Annotated in this window: 12 protein-coding genes; 11 read left to right on the top strand and 1 reads right to left on the bottom strand. The window is 70.5% G+C overall.

What is annotated here, in order from left to right; all coding sequences use genetic code 11:
* The first annotated feature begins 28 nt into the window (after positions 1 to 28).
* The 11 genes from ACGFRF_RS28130 to ACGFRF_RS28080 all read left to right on the top strand — a co-directional run bounded on the left by ACGFRF_RS28130 (position 29) and on the right by ACGFRF_RS28080 (position 15,116).
* On the top strand, positions 29 to 1,414 hold the full coding sequence (locus tag ACGFRF_RS28130) for an MFS transporter (RefSeq protein ID WP_393744552.1): 1,386 nt from the start codon (positions 29 to 31) through the stop codon (positions 1,412 to 1,414).
* Positions 1,407 to 2,297 (top strand): RNA polymerase sigma factor SigJ, encoded by an 891-nt coding sequence (sigJ, locus tag ACGFRF_RS28125; protein WP_393744550.1) that lies wholly within the window; start codon positions 1,407 to 1,409, stop codon positions 2,295 to 2,297. The genes ACGFRF_RS28130 and sigJ overlap by 8 nt, the downstream gene beginning before the upstream one ends.
* 181 nt (positions 2,298 to 2,478) lie before the next feature.
* Entirely contained in the window at positions 2,479 to 3,399 is a 921-nt protein-coding gene (locus tag ACGFRF_RS28120; protein WP_393744548.1) for an NADP-dependent oxidoreductase, read from the top strand.
* A gap of 22 nt (positions 3,400 to 3,421) precedes the next feature.
* Positions 3,422 to 3,895, top strand: a complete 474-nt coding sequence (locus ACGFRF_RS28115) for a cupin domain-containing protein (RefSeq protein ID WP_393744673.1) — start codon at positions 3,422 to 3,424, stop codon at positions 3,893 to 3,895.
* A 124-nt stretch (positions 3,896 to 4,019) separates the two neighbouring features.
* A complete protein-coding gene (locus tag ACGFRF_RS28110; RefSeq protein ID WP_393744546.1) occupies positions 4,020 to 4,478 on the top strand; it encodes a carboxymuconolactone decarboxylase family protein in 459 nt (152 codons plus the stop codon).
* 939 nt (positions 4,479 to 5,417) lie between these two features.
* Positions 5,418 to 6,383 carry an SGNH/GDSL hydrolase family protein gene (locus ACGFRF_RS28105; protein WP_393744544.1) on the top strand — a complete coding sequence of 322 codons (966 nt, stop codon included), beginning with the start codon at positions 5,418 to 5,420 and terminating at the stop codon, positions 6,381 to 6,383.
* Between the two features lie 219 nt (positions 6,384 to 6,602).
* Positions 6,603 to 9,521 carry a BTAD domain-containing putative transcriptional regulator gene (locus ACGFRF_RS28100; RefSeq protein WP_393744542.1) on the top strand — a complete coding sequence of 973 codons (2,919 nt, stop codon included), beginning with the start codon at positions 6,603 to 6,605 and terminating at the stop codon, positions 9,519 to 9,521.
* 136 nt (positions 9,522 to 9,657) lie between these two features.
* The gene (locus tag ACGFRF_RS28095) at positions 9,658 to 9,900 is read left to right on the top strand and encodes a hypothetical protein (protein ID WP_393744540.1); all 243 of its coding nucleotides are present in this window, start codon (positions 9,658 to 9,660) and stop codon (positions 9,898 to 9,900) included.
* A gap of 66 nt (positions 9,901 to 9,966) precedes the next feature.
* The gene (gene tgmA / locus ACGFRF_RS28090; RefSeq protein WP_393744538.1) at positions 9,967 to 10,209 is read left to right on the top strand and encodes a putative ATP-grasp-modified RiPP; all 243 of its coding nucleotides are present in this window, start codon (positions 9,967 to 9,969) and stop codon (positions 10,207 to 10,209) included.
* Positions 10,209 to 11,177: an ATP-grasp ribosomal peptide maturase gene (gene tgmB, locus ACGFRF_RS28085; protein ID WP_393744536.1), complete on the top strand. Its 969-nt coding sequence runs from the start codon at positions 10,209 to 10,211 to the stop codon at positions 11,175 to 11,177. The genes tgmA and tgmB overlap by 1 nt, the downstream gene beginning before the upstream one ends.
* A 486-nt stretch (positions 11,178 to 11,663) precedes the next feature.
* Positions 11,664 to 15,116, top strand: a complete 3,453-nt coding sequence (locus tag ACGFRF_RS28080; protein ID WP_393744534.1) for a phosphodiester glycosidase family protein — start codon at positions 11,664 to 11,666, stop codon at positions 15,114 to 15,116.
* Between the two features lie 433 nt (positions 15,117 to 15,549).
* Here ACGFRF_RS28080 and ACGFRF_RS28075 read toward each other — a convergent pair whose 3' ends face one another.
* Complete coding sequence (locus ACGFRF_RS28075) at positions 15,550 to 18,918, bottom strand: S8 family serine peptidase (protein ID WP_393744532.1); 3,369 nt, start codon at positions 18,916 to 18,918, stop codon at positions 15,550 to 15,552.
* Between the last annotated feature and the right edge of the window lie 190 nt (positions 18,919 to 19,108).

Here is a 19,108-nt window from a genome sequence, read left to right as displayed (position 1 = left end):
TCGTCTCGGGCGAGGTGCGGCCTTCGCCGTGCTGGCCTGCGCCCATGTGGTGATGATGGCCACGGCAAGCGCACCGTCACCGATCTACCCGCTGTACAGGGAGCGTTGGGGCCTGTCGGTCACGATGCTGACAATGATCTTCGCCGTGTATGTCGTGGGTCTGCTCGGCGCCCTGCTGACGGTCGGATCACTGAGCGACCAGCTGGGTCGCCGCCCGGTGCTGGTCGCCGCCCTTCTGGTGGCGGCGACCAGCACGGCGGTCTTCTGGACGGCCGACGGCGTCGTCTCCCTCCTGATCGCTCGGGTGGTGCAGGGCATCGCCACGGGGACGGCCACGGGCGCTCTTGCCGCCGGACTGGTCGAGCTCTCACCCAAGAGACGTCCGCAGCTGGGACCCACGACGACAGCGGTGGGCACGAGTATCGGCATGGCCACCGGCGCCGGAGTGGTGGGACTGCTGGTTCAGTCGACCTCACGCCCCGACGCGTATGTCTTTCCCGTCTTCACGCTGACCTTCCTCGTTCTGGCCGCGGTCGACCTCACGATCCCTGAGACGCTCGTCCCGCGAGCGACGGGACTGCCGTCGTTGCGACCGAGCGTCCGGGTTCCTCGGGAAGTCCGGCCGGAATTCTTCGCCTCCGTTCCCGCCCTCGTCGCGGGGTGGTCCGTCACGGGTCTGTTCCTCGCGCTCACTCCGTCCCTGGTGAGCAATGTCCTGCATGTGCGGTCCGGCGCTGCGGGCGGGCTCAGCATCACGGCGCTGTTCGTGGCCAACAGCGTGGGCGGGTTGTGGTCCGTTCGGCATACGGCACGGCTCGCCACCTTGCTGGGGGCGGTCCTCCTGACTCTGGGTGCGTCCGGACTGGCGGTGGCCATGGCTGTTGCGTCGCCGGCCGTATACGTGGGCGGATCGGTCGTCGCGGGGCTGGGCGTCGGTCTGACGTTCAACGGCAACCTCCGCGCCATCAGCGCGGTCACCACCGTGAAGTCGCGGTCGGAGGTCTTCTCGGCCGTCTACGTGATCAGCTATGCGGCGTTGAGTCTTCCGGCCCTCGCGGCCGGGCTCGCGGCGCCCTCATGGGGGCTGGAGACCACCGGTTATCTGTACGTCGGCTTCGTCGGGGTGCTGTCCTTGGGTGCGGCTCTGTACGCCGGACGATCACGCGCTCAGAGGCCCACCGGCGATCCGGTCACACCCGGGCCGGGAAAGCGGACCTCGCAGCGAACAGACCCTCTGCTGAGCACGCCGCACGTCCCACGCCGACACCATCCCCCACAGCAGCCTGATCAGGACTTACGGCTCCCGTGTCGGAGCGGGTCTGCTCGCTTCCGCGGAGCTGTCTTCGAAGATCCTGAGATCGACATAGCTACGCTGCGTCCGCAAACTGGAGGAGGTTGCGATCTGTATGGGTGACGGGGACGGGCACGGAGGGTCTGAGCAGGAGAACCCGCTCGGAGCCGAATGGGAGAGGCACCGGCCCGCGGTCTTCGGCGTGGCCTACCGGCTGCTGGGGACTGTGGCCGATGCCGAGGACGTCACCCAGGACGTGTGGCTGCGGGCGGCCGGAGCGGACCTGCAGGACATCGGTGATCTGCGGGCCTGGCTGGTGAAGGTGGCCGCACGACGGTCGTACGACATTCTCAAGAGCGCCCGCTTCCGCCGGGAGACCTATGTCGGGCCGTGGCTGCCGGAGCCGCTGCTGACAGGGCCGGACGCGGCGCAACCGGTACTCGTCGACGAGTCCGTCAGCTCGGCGATGCTCCTGATCATGGAAGAGCTGAGTCCGCCGGAGCGGGTGGCATTCGTCTTGCACGATGTCTTCGGCATCGAGTTCGGCCGGATCGCCGAAGTGCTGGAGGTCTCCGTGCCGGGTGCCCGGCAGCTCGCCTCGCGGGCACGACGGCGGGTGGCCAGAGCGAAGCAGTCGATGCCGCAGGCGTCGAAGACGGAGCGCGAACGCGTCCTCACGGTCTTCCGCGCCGCCTACGAGGCAGGGGACCTGGCCGGCCTGGTCAGGCTCCTGCACCCGGACGCCGTCTACGTCACCGACGGCGGCGGCAAGGTCTTGGCGGCACGCAAGCTCATCCACGGCGGCGACCGCATCGCCGAAGTCATGGTGCGTACGGGGCGCCAGTGGCACCCGGACCGCATCGACTTCGCCGAGGTCGGCGGCGAGCTGGCCCTCGTGTTCCACCGGGAAGGCCGGGTCTACTCCGTCGACACGGTCCAGATCACAGACGGTCTGATCACCGCGTACCGCAGGGTCCTCAATCCCGACAAACTCGTGCGCGTCTGAGCTGTCACACCCGGAGGGGCTACCTCGTCTCCCTGATGACAACGCACAACGGGCGACGAAGGAAGACGCCAGAGCAGGTGAGATCGACCATGCGGCACGGCATACATCCACCTGCAGCCGCTACGAGCCCTGCGCGCGAGCGCTCTGCGCTCGGGTCGCCCCTCCGCAGTAAAGGACCTCTATGCAAGCCATCACTGTGCGAGACCGTGACGTCGGCCTTGCCGGGATGTCCATGACGGACATGCCCTACCCCCATGCGGCCGAGAACGACGTCATCGTGAGGGTGCACGCCGCCGGCTTCACCCCTGGCGAGCTGGACTGGCCCGCCACGTGGACCGATCGCGCAGGCCGCGACCGGGCGCCGAGCGTGCCCGGGCACGAGCTGTCCGGTGTCGTCGCAGAGCTGGGGTACGGCACCACCGGCCTGAGCGTCGGGCAGCGGGTGTTCGGCCTGGCCGACTGGGCCCGTAACGGCACGCTCGCCGAGTACACCGCTGTGGAGGCCCGCAATCTTGCCCCGCTGCCGGCGGACATCGACCACACCGTGGCCGCCGCGCTGCCGATCTCCGGGCTGACCGCCTGGCAGGGCCTGTTCGACCACGGCCGCCTCACCACAGGCCAGACCGTCCTGATCCATGGTGCCGCGGGCGGCGTCGGCTCGATCGCGGTACAGCTCGCCCGCGAGGCCGGCGCCCGCGTCATCGGCACCGGCCGGGCCTCCGGCCGGGACAGGGCACTCGCACTCGGCGTCGACACCTTCATCGACCTGGAGACCGACCGGCTGGAGGACGCCGGCGACGTCGACCTCGTATTCGATGTGATCGGCGGAGACATCCTCGACCGCTCGGCCGCCCTGGTCCGCCCCGGTGGCACGCTGGTCACCATCATCATGCCGCCCAAGGTCCAGCCCAAGGACGGGCGGGCGATCTTCTTCGTCGTCGAACCCGACCGCGTCCGGCTCGCCGATCTCGCCACGCGGCTGAGGGACGGCCGGCTCAAGCCGTTCGTCGGCGCTGTGCGGCCACTCGCCGAAGCACCCTCCGCCTTCGCCCCCGGCAAGCGCCCCCCAGGCAAGACGATCATCCGCGTCACGGAAGACTGAACAGGAGACGATCGTGATCGGCATGCGAATCGCCGCCGGCTTCCTGGCTGTCGCCACGCTGACTGCGGCCACGGCCTGCTCGACGTCGGACGAGCCCACCCACGCCAAGGGCACGACCGCGGCCGTGGCATCACCTGCGGCCATGGCATCGACACGCCCCACCGAAACCCTCAAGCCGCTGCTCCAGCAGGCCCTTCCGAATGTGAAGGGCAAGACGTTCACCTCGCTGATCGTCGACTTCCCGCCCAACGCACGCGCGATGCCGCACCGGCACAGCCAGGCATTCGTCTACGCCTACGTCCTCGAAGGCACCGTGCGCAGCCGGCTCGCCGGCAAGCCTGCGCTCACCTACCACCAGGGCGACAACTGGGTCGAGCCGCCGGGTGCCCACCACCTCCTCACCGAGAACACCAGCCCGACCGAACGGGCCAGGCTCCTGGTCGTCTTCGTCTCCAACACCGGAGAAAAGCTCAAGGTCGACGACCCGGCGTCGTAGCCCGGGGCACGCAGCGGGCGGCACCGCCCCGCCGAACACTCGGCCCCCGCCAAACACATCCGACCGGCCACCCCCACGCATGCCAAGTGCGCGGCGCAGACCACACGAACGAATCGAAGGAATCATGACCGACCCCCAGCGCGTCAACATCGGCAAGCAGCACCCGGCCGCCTACAAAACCCTCATCGCCCTGTCGTCACAGGTGGAAGAGGCCACCGCCGCAGCGGGCCTCGACCCGCTCCTGGTCGAACTGCTGAGGATCCGCACCTCCCAGATCAACGGCTGCTCGTTCTGCCTGCGCATGCACACCCACGACGCCCTCAAGAAGGGCGAGAACCCCGACCGGATCGCCGTGCTGCCCGCCTGGGCAGAGACCGGTTACTTCTCCGAGACCGACCGCGCCGCCCTCCGTCTGACCGAGGCGATCACACGTGTGCAGGACGGACACGTCAGCGACGAGGACTTCGACGCCGCCGCGGCCGTACTCACCGCAGACCAGGTCTCTGCGATCGCCTGGCTGGCAACCGTGATGAACGCCTTCAACCGCGTCGCGATCACCAGCCGGTACCCCGTCGGCAGCTGACCTCGACGGCGACACCGGCGGTACGGGGAACGGCCAGGGAGCCAGGTCGATCCGCTCGTCCATGTCGAGGCGGAAGGTGCCGTACGGGTCGACGCTGGACCAGAACGGTCCGGCGACCACCGCGACGGCCGCATGGTCGGCTACGCCGTCCTCGGCCCCACCGCCAAGCGGATCGGCGTCGAGCACGCCAACGCCGAACTACGGCAGTGGTGCCCGCTCCAGCGCTACACCGGCCCACGCGAGGACTACCCCGCAACCCACGAGGCGATCGCTTCGCCCGGCGCCGCACGACGCGGCGGCCAATGCGAGCGGGGTCGGCCGGCTCGCGGGGCGCGGGGCGAGCGGTCGGCGCGCGGTGCGCCGGGGCGGCCAGAAAGAGGTCATCGCCGGCCTTGATGCGTAGTGCGGATTCAGGAGCGGGCCGCCGCCAGAGCGCTGGACGACGGCCCGCTGAATTGAGCCGAAGCACGATGGTGGTCAGCGGCGACGCTTGATGAATCGGCGGGCAGGACCGGTCGAAGCATCCTGCCAATGAGGCAATCGGCGTGTCACAAGTGCGGATTCGGCAGTCCTTCCGTCACCAGTGCCGAAGACCCAGAGTTTCCGGACATTGTGGGCGAGTCCACCAGTAGTCCCGAGGTCATGCTTTCCAAGGCCGCTGGCCGCCGGGGCGAGATCGCTGGTGATCGAGAACAAGACAGCCCACGGGAGAACATGCGGCCGGCGGCATCCAGCAGTCGATCAAGACACTTCCCCTGCTGCGCAAGTACGCGCCAGAACGGTCGCCTGTAAGGGGCGAGCGGTCGGGACATTGAGCCCGAGTCACCCACAGAGACGCACCTCACTCCTCGACTATGACTGTCCGTATTGGATCTAGTGCTTTGAGTGACGACCTCTTTAAGGTCAAAGCGATGCCAACTCCGTGTCCCTGGAGGATTCGTGGCACGCTTCCGCACTCGTCTGGCCCTGCTAGGCTCGGCCGCAGCCCTCACTGCCGCCGCTTTCGTCCCCGCACAGTTCGCCGGGGCTCAACCCGCCGCTGCCGCGGACCTTCAGTGGGTCGCCCTGGGCGACTCCTACACCGCCGGGGTCATCGAGGCCGCGGGTGACACCTTCGAAATCCCGCGAGACGGCTGCGAGCGCACCGACCGGTCCTACCCCCAGGTCATCGACCGCGACCTCGGCGGTCTCTTCGAGCTGACCAACGTCAGCTGCGGCGCCGCCACCATCGAGAACGTCACCGACACACCCCAGTACCCGATTGGCCGTCACCTGCCGCCCATCTCCGAGGACCCCGACTACCCCTTCCCCCCGGTGCCCCCTCAGTCCGAGGCGGTGGGCCCCGACACCGACGTCATCACCGTCGGCGTGGGCGGCAACACCCTCGGCTTCGCCGACATCCTCGCCAAGTGCCCGCAGCTGGGCGGCGAAAGCGACGGCGCGGGCACCCCGTGCAAGGACGCCCTGGGCGCCGGCATCCCCGCCCGGCTGAAGAAGGTGCGCCAGGACTACGACCGGATGCTCACCGTGCTCCACGAGCGCGCCCCGAAGGCGAAGATCCTGACCGTCGGCTACCCCACGCTCATCCCCCAGGACGCATCCAGGTGCGGCTACGGCGACCTGACGCAGTTCGGCACGATCACCCAGGGCGACCTGGCCTGGCTGCGCCAGGACGTCCTGAAACCCCTCGACAAGACCATCGAGGACTCGGCCGGCACGCAGGAAGCCGCCGGCTTCGTCGACCTCTACACCTCCTCCCAGGGCCACAGCGTCTGCGACGACACCAAGTGGGTCGAAGGCTTCGTCACCCTCCCTGACCAGCTGTCCTTCGTCCACCCCAACGCCCTCGGCCACCGCAACGCCGCCGACCACGTCGAAGAAGCGATGCTGAACATCATCAGCTGAGCCGACCCACACCCGGCCCAAGCCGACGACCCCACCACGCACTGGCCTCCGGCACCAGCCGGAGGCCAGTGCACGACCCGCTCGACCGAACTTGAAGTTCCGCGCCAACGGTCAACCCTCCGTGCGCCCGAGGTCTCGCCGGTGACACAAGGCCTGCCTATGTGACAACCAGCGTGCTTCGGCCCGTGAATACGGTTGCCCCGACCTACACTCTGCAACGTGCCATCGAAGGGGCAGATGTCAACGGGCGGCAGCGGACTGCGGTTCGCCGTGCTCGGACCGCTTCGCGCCTGGCGCGGCGACGCACAGCTGGACCTCGGGCCGGTGCGCCAACAGGCGCTGCTGGCAGCGCTGTTGCTGCGGCCGGGCCTGACCGTCAGCCGACGGCAGCTGCTCGACGGCGTATGGGGTACGGAGCCGCCGGGCACCGGTGCCAAGGTGATCCCGGTCTATGTGCACCAGCTGCGCAGACGTCTGAGCCCGGAGGGAGGGGGCCCTTCCGGCTCGCCGATCGTGACCGACCGGGGTGGCTACCGCTTCGACCCGCACGGCGTCTCCACGGACGTGGCCCGGCTGAAGGAGATCGTCGCCGAGGCGCACGCCGCGCGGGACTCCGGGGACCTGGCCGCCGCGGTGCGCGCGTGGTCCGCCGCCCTGGATCTGTTCCACGGCGACCCCCTGGCCGCCCTTCCGGGGCCGTTCGCGGAGGCGGAGCGTCTGCGGCTGTCGGAACACAGGCTCACGCTGGTGCGGGACAAGGTGGAGTGCCGGCTGCGGCTGGGCCGCCACGCCGACGTGGTCGGAGAGCTGTTCGCCCTGTCCGAGACGCATCCCCATGACGAGTCCCTGGCCGCACTGCTGATGCGTGCCCTCTACGCCGCCGACCGGCGGGCCGACGCGCTCTCCGTCTTCGCCAAGGTGCGCCGCCGTCTGGTGGAGGAACAGGGGGCGGAGCCCGGCGGTGCGCTGCGGCGGGTGCACGAGGCTGTGCTGCGCGCCGACGACACCTTCCTCACCGGCGCGCCGCCACGGGCCCGCCGATCGGCGGACCAGGCGCCCCCGGCCGCTCTCCCCAGCCGGCGCGTACGGAACGAACTGCCGGTCGACGTCGGCGGTTTCACCGGGCGGGACCACGAACTGGGCGTGCTCCTCGAACCGCCGGACGAGCAGGTCGTGACGGTCCGTGCGGTGGACGGCATGGCCGGGGTCGGCAAGACCGCGCTGGTGGTGCGCGCCGCACGTGCGCTGCGTGACCGCTTTCCGGACGGTTGCCTGTTCGTGGACCTCCACGGCCACCGCGCGGGGCGGGAGACGGCACTCCCGCAGCACGTGCTGCGCAGGCTGCTGCGGGCCGTCGGCGAGGTCGGTGAGGGCGACGACGGACCGGCGGGTGATCTCGACGGCCTGGCGGCGGCCTGGCGGGCGGCGACCGCGGCCCTCCGGCTGATCGTGGTGGTCGACGACGCGTCGGCCGCGGGACAGGTGCGTCCCCTGCTGCCCGCCGGTCCGGGCAGCCTCGTGCTGGTGACCAGCCGTCAGCGGCTGACCGGTCTGGATGCCGACCGGAGGGTCTCGCTGGCACCGCTGGACATCGACGAGGCGGTGGCCCTGCTGACCCACGTGGTCGGTGGTCCCGGTTCCGGTCCGGAGCGTGCGGCGGTGCGCGAACTGGCCCGCCTCTGCGACCGGCTGCCGCTGGCCCTGCGGATCGTCGGGGCCCGGATGCAGAGCCGGCCGGCGTGGGCGTTGCAGCGCATGGCGGCCCGGCTGGCCGACGAGGAGCACCGTCTGGGTGAGCTGGCGGTCGAGGACCGCAGCGTGGAAGCGGCGTTCCGGGTCTCCTACGACCGGCTTGCGGAGGCGGAACGCCGGGCGTTCCGGGTGATGGGCCTCTCGCCGACCGTGGAGTTCGACCGGCTGGCACTGGCCGCCATGCTCGGCGTCCCAGCGTCCGACGCCGAGCGTGTCCTGGAGGACCTGGTCGAGGCGAGTCTCGTCCAGCAGTCCGTCACGGGCCGCTACCGCCTGCACGACCTGGTCGCGGTCTACGCCCGGCGCGTCGCCGCCGCGTACCCCGCCGAGGCCGCGGAGGCCCGTGCCGGGGTGTTCCGGCTCTACGTGGCCACCGCCCGCCTCGCGAGCGACTGGGGCCCCTCCGCCTTCCCGACCGGTCCGCGCGCGGACACGGCCCCCTTCGCCGACGGGGAGGAGGCTTCGGCGTGGCTGGACGCGGTGGGCGGCGAACTGGTCGACGTGGTCGCGCACGCGGTGGCCGCGGGCCACGTGGACGACGCCGGCCGGCTCGTCGAGGGACTGTGTGACTACCTCACCCGGCAAGGCCGGTACCACGAGTGCCGGGTGGCCGCCGAGACCGTGCTGCCGCTCGTGGCACAGGCCACCGACCGGCGGCTGGCCTCCCAGCTGCGCACCTGTGTGGGCATCGCGTACGGGCTGCAGGGCCGCTACGAGGAGGCGCGCCGCCGGCTGAGTGCCGCGCTGGAGATCAGCCGACGGACCGGAGACGTGATGGAGCAGGCCCGGGCTCTGGGTTCCCTCGGGATCTTCGCGAACGCGGCGGGGGAACCGGCCGAGGCCGCCACGCTTCTGTCCGCGTCCGCGGACCTCGCCCAGGGCGTCGAGGACGACTGGCTCTCGATGATGTACCTGGCCAACGTCGGCGCCGTCCACCATCAGGTGGGCCGGCACGAGCGGGCTCAGGAGTGCTACGAGGCGTCGGTCGGCTTCGCGGAGCGGATCGGCAGGCCCAGGATCCTGAGCAAGACGCTCTTCCGCATGGGGACGCTCCAACTCGACCGCGGGCGGTACGCGGAGGCCGCCGACGCGCTGAGCAGAGCCGCCGCACTCGCCGAGCAGGTGGGAGACGTCCCGTTGTTCGCCGCGGTGCTCGGCAGACTCGCCACCGCCGAGGAGTGCCTGGGCGAACCGGCCGCGGCGGCGGAGTTCCGCTCCCGGGCACTCGCGGCGGTCGGGAGACGGCCCGGCACCGGACTGAGGGCCGAGATCCGCAACCGGCTGGGCTGGCACCAGGCCGCGACGGAGGACCTGGTCCAGGCACGCGACCGGTTCGAACGTGCCGTCACCCGCTCCCGCCGCACCGGATCCGGGGAGTCCGCGTAGCCCGGGCGGCACCGCCGTGTCCGACCACCGAACCGGGATTTCATCCTTTTTTCAACGCCCCTCGCGAAGATGAACCCATCGGTGTCCTGCGCCGACCTTCCCATCTCCGGAACGACCCGCATCGAAGAGGACCGACATGGGGCTGCTCCACGCGTGGCGCATGCAGAAACTCACGTCCGACGCCAGAACCGCTTTCGCGAGCGGCGACATGACGTTCGTCGCCGGGTTCGACATCGACACCCGCGCCAGGGTGTCCATGAGGGCGATCCGCAAGGAGATCGACAAGATCATCACAGCGGTGGAGCCGATCGGTTGGGAGTGCGTCGGCGTGCAGCCGTTCCTCGCTTCGGTGCACATCGAATTCGTCCGGAGAGCGTGAGGACGACGGCCTCCCCGGTCGAGGAAAAAGCATCCGCACCACAGTCGAGAACGAAGGAGTGGAACGATGAACAGGCGAAACCACGGTGAGCCCTGGGGCACCACACGCATGGCGCCCTACGCCGAGACGGGCACGGTCGTCCCGGGCACGCCGGCGATCGACCCCGAGACCCAGATCGCCGGCGTCGTCGACGGGCTCGGTCGTACCGTCGAGCTGCACAACACCGGCAGCGGCACCTCGGGTTCCACGAGTACGAGCACCGCCGACAGCTACGACTCCGACAGCGCGTCGGACTCCGACCACGACTGATGGCGGCAGGCCCGAGCGGGTCGGTGCTGGTGCTGACCAACCCTCATGACGTGACCACCGACGTGGTGCTGCGGATCCTCGCGGAGCGCCGGGTGCCGGTGGTCCGTCTCGACCCCGGCACGGACCCGCACGAGGGCGCCGCGCTGAGCGCCACGTACGGCACGGGTGATCAGTGCGGCGTCCTGCGCACGCCGAGCCGCGAGCTCGACCTCACGCGGGTGCGCTCCGTCTGGACGCGCCGTCCCTCGCCCTTCGACGGTCCGCCCGGACCGGACGGACCGGAGCGCCGGTTCGCGGCGTCACAGTCCCGGTGGGGCGTCGGCGGCATCCTCGCATCGCTCCCCGGAGCCCACTACGTCAACCACCCCTGGAACAACCGGGCGGCGGAGTACAAGCCGGCCCAGCTGGCCACGGCACAGCGCAGCGGCCTGTCGGTCCCCCGCACCCTGATCACCAACGACTACGAGCGGGCACGGGCCTTCGTCCGCGAGCAGAGCGGCGGAGTGGTCTACAAGCCGCTCTGGAACACGCCCTACCTGGTCGACGGCCAAGCACACCATGTGTGGGTGCGCGAGGTCCTGGCGCATGAGATCACATCCGCCGTGGCCATGTGCCCGCACCTGTTCCAGGCCAAGGTGGACAAGGCGTACGACGTACGTCTCACGGCCGTCGGCGACCGGCTGTTCGCGGTCCGGATCGACAGTCCCGATCTCGACTGGCGGCGACGGCAGTCCCTGATGGCGTGCGCACCGATCGCCGTCCCCGACCGGGTGGGGCGCTCGGTGTCCGCCTACCTCAACGCCTCCGGACTCGTCTTCGGCGCCTTCGACTTCGCCGTCACTCACGCCGGCGAGTGGTACTTCCTCGAGTGCAACCCCAACGGACAGTGGGCCTGGCAACCCGACGCGGTCACCGGCTCCATCGCCCGAGCCCTCGCCGACCAGCTCCAGAACGGCCCCGAGGCGTGAGCGGGGCGCCCGGCCGCACGCCGGGCCGGTCCGCACGAGGCCCTGCGGGTGTCCGTCGATCATGTGCCGTGCCGAGCCAGATGAGTGTGCCGGCCAGGGTGACGGCGGCGAGGTATCGGCCGGGCTGCTTCTCGTAGCGGATGGCGCTCCCGCGCCATTGCTCGAGGCGGTTGAAGCAGCGTTCGACGACGTTGCGGCGGCGGTAGACGGCCCTGTCGGAACCACAGGGCCGTTCACGGGCGCCGACGAGCGGTTGCCCGCCGGCGCCCACTGGGTGGCCGGGGCGGTGGAAGAACCGCTGGCAGCGCAGCACACCGCACCACACGCAGAGCCAGAATTTTACTCAACTTGACCAAATGCGGTGCGAGAGCATTCCTGCTGCTCACCTGCGTGGCCCGGTACGGAAACCTGTGATCCGTCGAGCCCGTGTGCGGTGGTCGTGCACGCCGGTGTCCACCGGAGTGCACGTCCATGAGGAAACACACGATGAAACTTCGCGCAAAGAGACCTGCGGGAGCCGGCACCCGCCGTACCGCAGTGGCGGCCGCGGCGGCGCCGGCGCTGGCCGGTGCCGTGACGGGAGCGGGAACGGCGGATGGTTCCGCCGCCCAAGCGGCCGCCGCCGGCAGCCACACGGCACACGGGAACTGGCTCCCGGACACACCGGAGAACTGGCCGCTGGTGGTGGACTACAGCCGCACGCCGGCCGAGACCGTCACTCGCGGCCTGGAGCACTACAGCGAGACCTACGACACCGTTGGCGGTCGCCAGCACATCCAGGTACTCAAGGCCGACCTCGGCGACCCGAACCTCCGGGTGGGCATGGTCCAGGCCGGCGACACCATCACCAACCCGGCGGACGAGACCCCGTCGTCCATGGCCCACCGCACCCACGCGGTCGCCGGTGTCAACGGCGACTACTTCGAGATCCACGCCAGTGGGCGCCCGCTCGGCGGCATCATGACCGACGGCCGCCTGCTCAAGAGCCCCAAGCCGGGCTTCGCCTCCCAGCTGGGCGTCAGGCCCGACGGCACCATGGTGATGGGCCCGGAGACCTTCTCCGGGACGATCACCGCCGGCTCCGCCACCCGCACGCTCACCTCGGTGAACACCGTGAACGACGTGGCGTCCGGCGGCATCACCGAGGTCACGCCCGCGCTCGGCGAGATCCCGGGTCTGGCCGAGCCCGCCACCCTGGCGCTCGGCCACACCACCGACGACGGGTTCGTCGTCGACGGCATCCGGACCGGAGTCACCACCGTCCCGCGACTGACCGCCGGCCAACTCGGCCTGCTCGGCGCCGGCGACGGCGGGCAGTGGCTGACCGACAGCCTGCACAGCGGCGACCTGGTCGGTGTCACCACCCGGCTCTCGCCCGACAACGATCTCATCCAGCTGATCAGCGGTGTCGACACGCTGGTGAAGGACGGCAAGGTCTACAAGGACCCGACCGGCACCCCGCCGAGCGGCGCCAACCCGGAGACCGCCGTCGGCATCACCAAGGACGGCAAGCACGCGATCGTCGTCGCCGTCGACGGCCACGGCGGGGCCTCCACCGCCTTCGGTGTGACCCGCGACGAGGTCGCCGGCTACATGGTCGCCCACGGCGCCCACTCCGCGATGCTCTTCGACGGCGGTGGCTCCACCGGCATGGTCAGCCGCGCGCCCGGCGCGCACCAGGCCGAGTTGGTCAACACGCCCTCGGACCTGCCCGGCAACACCGAACGTCCGGTCGCCAACGGCATCTTCTTCTACTCCACCGCCAAGGAGGCCGGACCGGCCGTCAAGGTCGTGGTGAACGGCGGGGAGAAGGTCACCACCGTCGCCGGCGGCTCCGTTCCGCTTCCGGTCCACTCGGTCGACCGGTACGCCAACCCGTCGGCCGGTGACGTCCACGTACGCATCGTGCCCTCGTCCCTCGCGTCGTACGAGAACGGCAGGCTCACCCCGCACCGCGCGGGCACGGGCCGGATCATCGCCTTCGACGGCAAGGCCCACACCTCGGAGAAGCTCGAGGTCGTCAGCAGGCTGGAGACCCTCACGGTCTCGCCGGACAAGGCCGACCTCGACAACGGCGCCACCCAGCAGCTCACCCTCTCCGGCACCGTCAAGGGTGGCGACGAGGTGCAGATCCCCGCCGAGGCCGCCACCTGGAAGGTCACCCCGGACGACCTGGGCGCCGTCGACGCGCACGGCCTGTTCACGGCCGACGCCGACCACGGCGGACTCGCGGAGGTCAGTGCCCACGTCGCGGGCGCCACCGGCACCACGTCGATGGCCGTCGGCAGCGTCAGCAAGGTCATCGACCCGATGACCAGCCTCGACGTCTGGCGACTCAGCAACAACACCACCGGCAAGCCCGCCACCCTGGCCGCCGACCCCGGCGTCGTCCCGCCCGCCTCCACCGAGTCCGGCTCGCTGCGCCTGGACTACTCGATGCCGGCCGGCTCCGGCGTCAAGCAGCTGGTGCTCTCTCCGCGCACCACCCTGAAGACCGACACCCACGAAGGCCAGGTCCCCACCGGCATCGGGGTCTGGATCAAGGGCGACGGCAACGGCATCGAGCTCGCCGAGAAGTACATCGGCGTCAACGGCACCTCCACGACGCTGTATCCGACGTTCGTCACGTGGAAGGACTGGCACCTGGCCGTCGCCCAACTGCCCGCCGGCATGCAGTTCCCGCTGACGATCAGCTTCATCGACTTCCTGGCCATCAGCCCGAGCACCGCCTACAGCGGCTCGCTCAACGTCGCCGGGCTGCAGGCGCTGTACTCGCCGCGACCGGTCACGGTGCCCGAGTACCACGCGATCCCGGACAACCCGAAGTGGCTGTCCTTCGAGGAGAACTCGGCCGACTTCGCCAGGAAGGGCACGACCCTCCTCGCCGGCGACGACGCGCACATGCTCGCGGGTGACCCCGGGTCGGTGAGCAGCAACGTGATGGACTCCATCGCCGAGCGGCTGCCCGCCCTCAGCCCGCAGGCCCGCCCGGACGCCGCCCAGTTCCTCGGCGACATGTCCGACGACGGCAGACTGGCCGACCTGCGGTACGCCAAGTCCAAGATGGACGCCCTCGGCATCCCCGAGCGCGACATCGTCGGTAACCACGAGATCACCCAGGGCGCCGACGCCGAGAACGGCAACTACAGCGACACCTTCGGTGACACCCACTACGCCTACACGCAGGGCGCGGCGCGGATGATCGTCACCGACAACTCGCACGGCAGCCTGCAGTCCTCGGACCCGTTCCAGGACCCCGAGGGCGCTCAGTACCCCTGGCTGGTGCAGCAGTTGACGGACACCACCGCCAGGGACGTCCTGGTCATCACCCACATGCCCGCCTACGACCCACACCCGGCCGCGAACAGCCAGTTCACGGACCGCTGGGAGGCGCGGATGTATCTGCGTCTGGTACAGCGCTACCAGGAGACACACCCGAAGCAGCACGTGATCATGATGTACGGTCACGCCCGCGGCTTCGCCGAGCAGATCCTCGACCCGGAGGGACGCAGCACGACCGTCGACCAGGGCGGCATCCCGCAGTTCACCTTCGCGGACCTCGGAATGCCGGCCTATGCGCCCGCCGACCAGGGTGGCTTCTACCACTTCGGTCTGATCCGGATCGGCGACGACGGCGACCTGCAGTTCAGCGTCGAGCCGGCCCTGGCATCGATCACCGTCAAGGGCCCCGAGGACCCGATCGCCAAGGGCGACCGGGTCACTCTCACCGCGACCGGTGACATGATCGCCGGCGACAACATCGCACCGCTCACCATCCCGATCGCGGACCCGGCCTCCCACGTCTGGTCCTCCAGCAACCCCGAAGTCGCCTCGGTAGACCCCGCCACCGGCTACCTGACCGCCCACCGCGCCGGCACCGTCACCATCTCGGTGACCTCCGGCGGCGTCACGGGCAGCACCCAGGCCATCGTCCGGTGACCTGACGCACGACGGGGTGCCCGAGCATGCTCGGGCACCCCGTCGGACTGCGGCTGCGCTGCTGTCCGGACCTGTACCAGCCGCTCGACACCGATGCGGGGCGGACAGCCACGATGCCGTGAGACTCGCATCGACCGGCCGCAGTCGGGGCTCCGGCAGCCACGGCCGGGTCCTTGGTCGGGGACTGCGGGAAATCGTGGTCGGGGTGGCGGAAGGCGTGGGCGGGGTGGACTTGGCCCCTGCTGGTCGGCCGCCGGCCGCGCCGGGGAACTCGGCCCCCTGGACGCCGTCCTCGCCACCGTGCTGGGGGCGAACGGCGGGACGACGTGTGTGTGCGTACTGGACGTCCAGGTGCCGCTGAACGGGGCGCAGCCGGGGCAGGCGGCCGGCCGGGCGGTGGAGCCCCGGCCGGCCAGGTGGGAACCGCAGCGGGTCACGGGGTGGTGAGGTAGGCCCGTTCGATCGTCTGGACCAGGGTGTTGCCCCCGGCGTCGGTCAGCTCGGCCCGCAGCGAGACGGAGCCTGGCGTGGCCGGGTGCTTCAGTGACAGGTGGGTGCCGCCGACGGCCTCGGCGGGCTGCCAGGTGGTCCCCTCGTCGTACGAGACCTCGAAGGCGAGCTTCTTGAGCCACTTCCCGGCGGCGGCACCCTCGATGTGGAACGGCACATCGACCGTCCGACCGGCCTTCGCGGTGCTGGCCAGGGTCAGCTCGGGGGAGAAGCGGACCACGGACAGCGGCAGTGCGGACCAGGTGCCCTCGGGCGTCTCGGCGGAGCGGAAGGTCCATTCCGCCTTGACACGCGTGCTGACCGGCGTACGCGCCGGGTCACGGGAGGTGTCCACGGTCAGCTTGTAGGCGCTGTCCTGGGCGGGAACGGTGTATGTGGCGACGTCGTCGGTCGGGGAGATGCCATGCGGGTCGGAGATCTCCTTGCCGTCGGCCTGGAGGGAGGTCTCCGCCGGGGCGCCGGCGATGGTGTTCCAGTGCCCGGCGCCGTCGTTGAACTGCGGCAGGTACGCGCTGATGACGTTCCCGTTCCGCGCGATGCCGGGGGTGAACACGGACGGCGCGGTGTCCGTACCGCCCAGGGCCGGGCCGAAGACGCCGGCGTTGAACCGCTCGGTGTAGCTCTTGCCGGCCTGGTACGTCCCGGTGCTCCAGAACTGGGCGTCGGGGCCGTCGCCCGGGAGAACGATGAAGCTCCACTTGACGCTGTTGCCGAGGACGTAGTCGGTGCCGCGCAGCGGCAGGTCCACCGTGACGGGCGTGCCGACGGTGGTGAACTCTCCGCCGGGTGCGAAGGTCTGTGCCTGGATGTCCGCCGTCTTCCCGGCGACGGGTGAGCCGACGCGCAGGTTGACCGTCGCGAGCTGCCCCTGCTCGACCTCGGCGCTGAAGCCGCCGAGCCGGCCGGTACGTTTCCAGGCCAGGTGGTAGTTCACCGGCGTACCGGCGTCCTGGTCGCTCCAGGTGCCCGAGTACTGGGCGAAAGCCTGGTCCGCGGGCAGTTCGGAGCCGAGCTGTCCGACCGTGAAACTCTGGAAGCCGGGGAAGCCGTAACTGACGAGGCCCTTGCCGAGCCCGTCGCCGCGCTGCCATCCGACGGCGACCGCGGCGTCGATGTTCTTGGCCGCCGGGTCCGGCAGGGTGGCCCGGACCGGCTGGGCCTGCCGGGCGTCGATCGTGACGGTGGTGTCCGCGTCCAGTCGCAGCCTCGGCTGGAACAGCAGCGCGTGGGTGGGAGAGAAGCCCGGGTGGATCATGCCGCTCAGGGAGTAGTCGCCCTTGGGCAGCCGCACCGTGAGTTCGCCGTCCTCCTCGTCGGCGTAGGAAGCGTAGAAATCGGTGTCCACGCCTTGGACGTCGGTCGCGGCGTCACCGGTGGGCTCGCCGTACTCGTCGATGTGCTTCAGCGTCAGGTTGAACATCTCGACCTCGCGCTCCGCCCCGACGGCGGTGCGCACCCTGACCTTGCCGTCGGCGGAGGTGGCGGACACCGAGCCGCCGAACGTGCCGTCGGTGCTCCCGGCTCGGGTGTCGGCCGTGACGGCGGCGCTCGCCTCGCCGCCCGCCGGCACGGTGACCCGCTGCGGCGAGACGGTGAACATACCCTCGGCGGCGGGTTTGCCGTCCACCGAGAGGGCGTCGACGGACAGGTCCAGGGTGACCGGCTCCGTACCGAGGTTGCGGTACGTGAGCTGCTTCGTCACCGGCTTGTCGTCGTCGTGCGGCCACTCCTGCTTGCCGAAGTCGAGCGGTCCCTGGTCGGTGACGACGCTCTGCTCGATCGCACGGGCCACATCGGTGCGGCCGGTGCCCTGCTGGAACGAGCTGTACGGGCCCGGCTCCGCGGAACCGGTCAGTACCGCCTTGATCCGCTCCCCGTCCCAGTCGGGGTGCTGCTGGGCCAGGAGGGCGGCGGCACCGGCCACATGCGGGGCCGCCATGGAGGTGCCGTCGAGTGTGAGGTAACCCGGTGTGCCGGAGGGGTTCGCCTCTTCCAGTCTGCTGCCGGGGGCCGAGGCGGCCGTGATGGCGACACCGGGCGCGGTCAGGTCGGGCTTGACGCCGCTGTCACCGACGCGCGGGCCGCGGCCGGAGAAGTCCGCGAGCTGGTCCGACTTGTCGACGGCGCCCACGGTGAGCGCGGCCTCGGCACTGCCCGGGGAGTCGACCGTGTGCTCGCCTTTCCCGTCGTTGCCGGCCGCGATGACGAACAGGGTGTCGGTCTCGGTGGAGAGCCGGTTGACCGCTTCCTCCAACGGGTCGATGCCGGGGGTGTCCTCGCCGCCGAGGCTGAGGTTGACGACGTCGGCGCCCTGGGCCACCGCCCACTCCATGCCCGCGATGATGCCGGATTCCTCGCCCAGGTTGTTGTCGTTGAGGACCTTGCCGTTGAGGATCTTCGCGCCCGGGGCGACGCCCTTGTACTTGCCGCCGGACTTGGCCCCCGTCCCGGCCACGATGGACGCCACGTGGGTGCCGTGGCCGAAGTGGTCGCCGCTGTCCGAGGAGCCGGAGAAGTCCTGCTCCGCGATCACCCGGCCCGCCAGGTCGGGGTGCGTCGTGTCGACCCCGCTGTCCAGTACGGCGACCTTGACGCCGGTGCCGTCATAACCGGCGGCCCAGGCCGCCGGAGCGCCGATCTGCGGCACGCTCCTGTCGAGGGTGCCCCGGCGCTTGCCGTCCAGCCACACCTTGTCCACCGCTGTCGAAGCGGTGAACTCCGCCCTGGCCCGAGCACCGCCGTCAGCGCCGGTGCCGGTCATGGAGTCCCAGAACTCGGTGCCGCGCTTCTTGACGGTACGCACCGCCGTGCCGTTGATGACGGGCAGCTCACGGTCGATCTGCGCCCCGGAGTTGGCCAACGTGCTCGTCGAGCGTGCCTTCCGGTTCCGGAACGTGACGATCAGCGGCAGGTCGGAGCGGTGGGCGTCGTCGTAGCCGTCCGCCACCAGCTCAGTCACATCGAAGAGCCGTTCGTCCAACTTGCCGGCTGCCAGCAGCAGTTCCGCGTCACCGGGCACCACACGCGTGTGCCCGGCGACCTTCCGGATGGAGAACGGCACCCGCTCCCGGCCCTTGGCCCGCTTCACTCCGGTGACCTGGCCGGTGCCGTCCATCATGACCCGGTCGCCGGTGATGAGCGTCACCGAGTCCGCCGCCGCGCCCTTACCGGTCCCGCCCGGGCCGCCCTGGGCACCGCCCGGCGGCGCCGCAGCGGCTCCGCCGACTAATCCTGAGGTGAGCGCCATGGCGATGGCGATGGCGCCCGCCAGATGTCCGCTGAATCTGCGCATGGGAATCGTCCCCTACTTTCCGTGGGAGAAAGCACCAAGGTTGGTTCGACCATGTGTTGATCTCATGAGCGGACGATCACGGTTCGGCACAGCAGCGCGGCGATGGGGGCAGGGCGGCCGTCGCGATCGACGTCCGCGCCCGCCGCACTGTCCGTGACCGCCCCCGGGTCCGCGTCCGGGGTCGGTCCTT

Origin of the sequence: Streptomyces sp. NPDC048521 (assembly GCF_043199855.1) — a bacterium.
In the GTDB taxonomy this organism is placed as follows: domain Bacteria; phylum Actinomycetota; class Actinomycetes; order Streptomycetales; family Streptomycetaceae; genus Streptomyces.
Note: the sequence above shows the minus strand (reverse complement) of the source record. Positions and strands in the feature narration are given on the sequence as shown.

Excerpts from the sequence above, each read along its gene's own strand:
- sigJ (WP_393744550.1), top strand. The coding sequence starts at position 1,407 with ATGGGTGACGGGGACGGGCACGGAGGGTCTGAGCAGGAGAACCCGCTC.
- ACGFRF_RS28120 (WP_393744548.1), top strand. The coding sequence starts at position 2,479 with ATGCAAGCCATCACTGTGCGAGACCGTGACGTCGGCCTTGCCGGGATG.
- ACGFRF_RS28115 (WP_393744673.1), top strand. The coding sequence starts at position 3,422 with ATGCGAATCGCCGCCGGCTTCCTGGCTGTCGCCACGCTGACTGCGGCC.
- ACGFRF_RS28110 (WP_393744546.1), top strand. The coding sequence starts at position 4,020 with ATGACCGACCCCCAGCGCGTCAACATCGGCAAGCAGCACCCGGCCGCC.
- ACGFRF_RS28095 (WP_393744540.1), top strand. The coding sequence starts at position 9,658 with ATGGGGCTGCTCCACGCGTGGCGCATGCAGAAACTCACGTCCGACGCC.
- tgmA (WP_393744538.1), top strand. The coding sequence starts at position 9,967 with ATGAACAGGCGAAACCACGGTGAGCCCTGGGGCACCACACGCATGGCG.
- tgmB (WP_393744536.1), top strand. The coding sequence starts at position 10,209 with ATGGCGGCAGGCCCGAGCGGGTCGGTGCTGGTGCTGACCAACCCTCAT.
- ACGFRF_RS28080 (WP_393744534.1), top strand. The coding sequence starts at position 11,664 with ATGAAACTTCGCGCAAAGAGACCTGCGGGAGCCGGCACCCGCCGTACC.
- ACGFRF_RS28075 (WP_393744532.1), bottom strand. The coding sequence starts at position 18,918 with ATGCGCAGATTCAGCGGACATCTGGCGGGCGCCATCGCCATCGCCATG.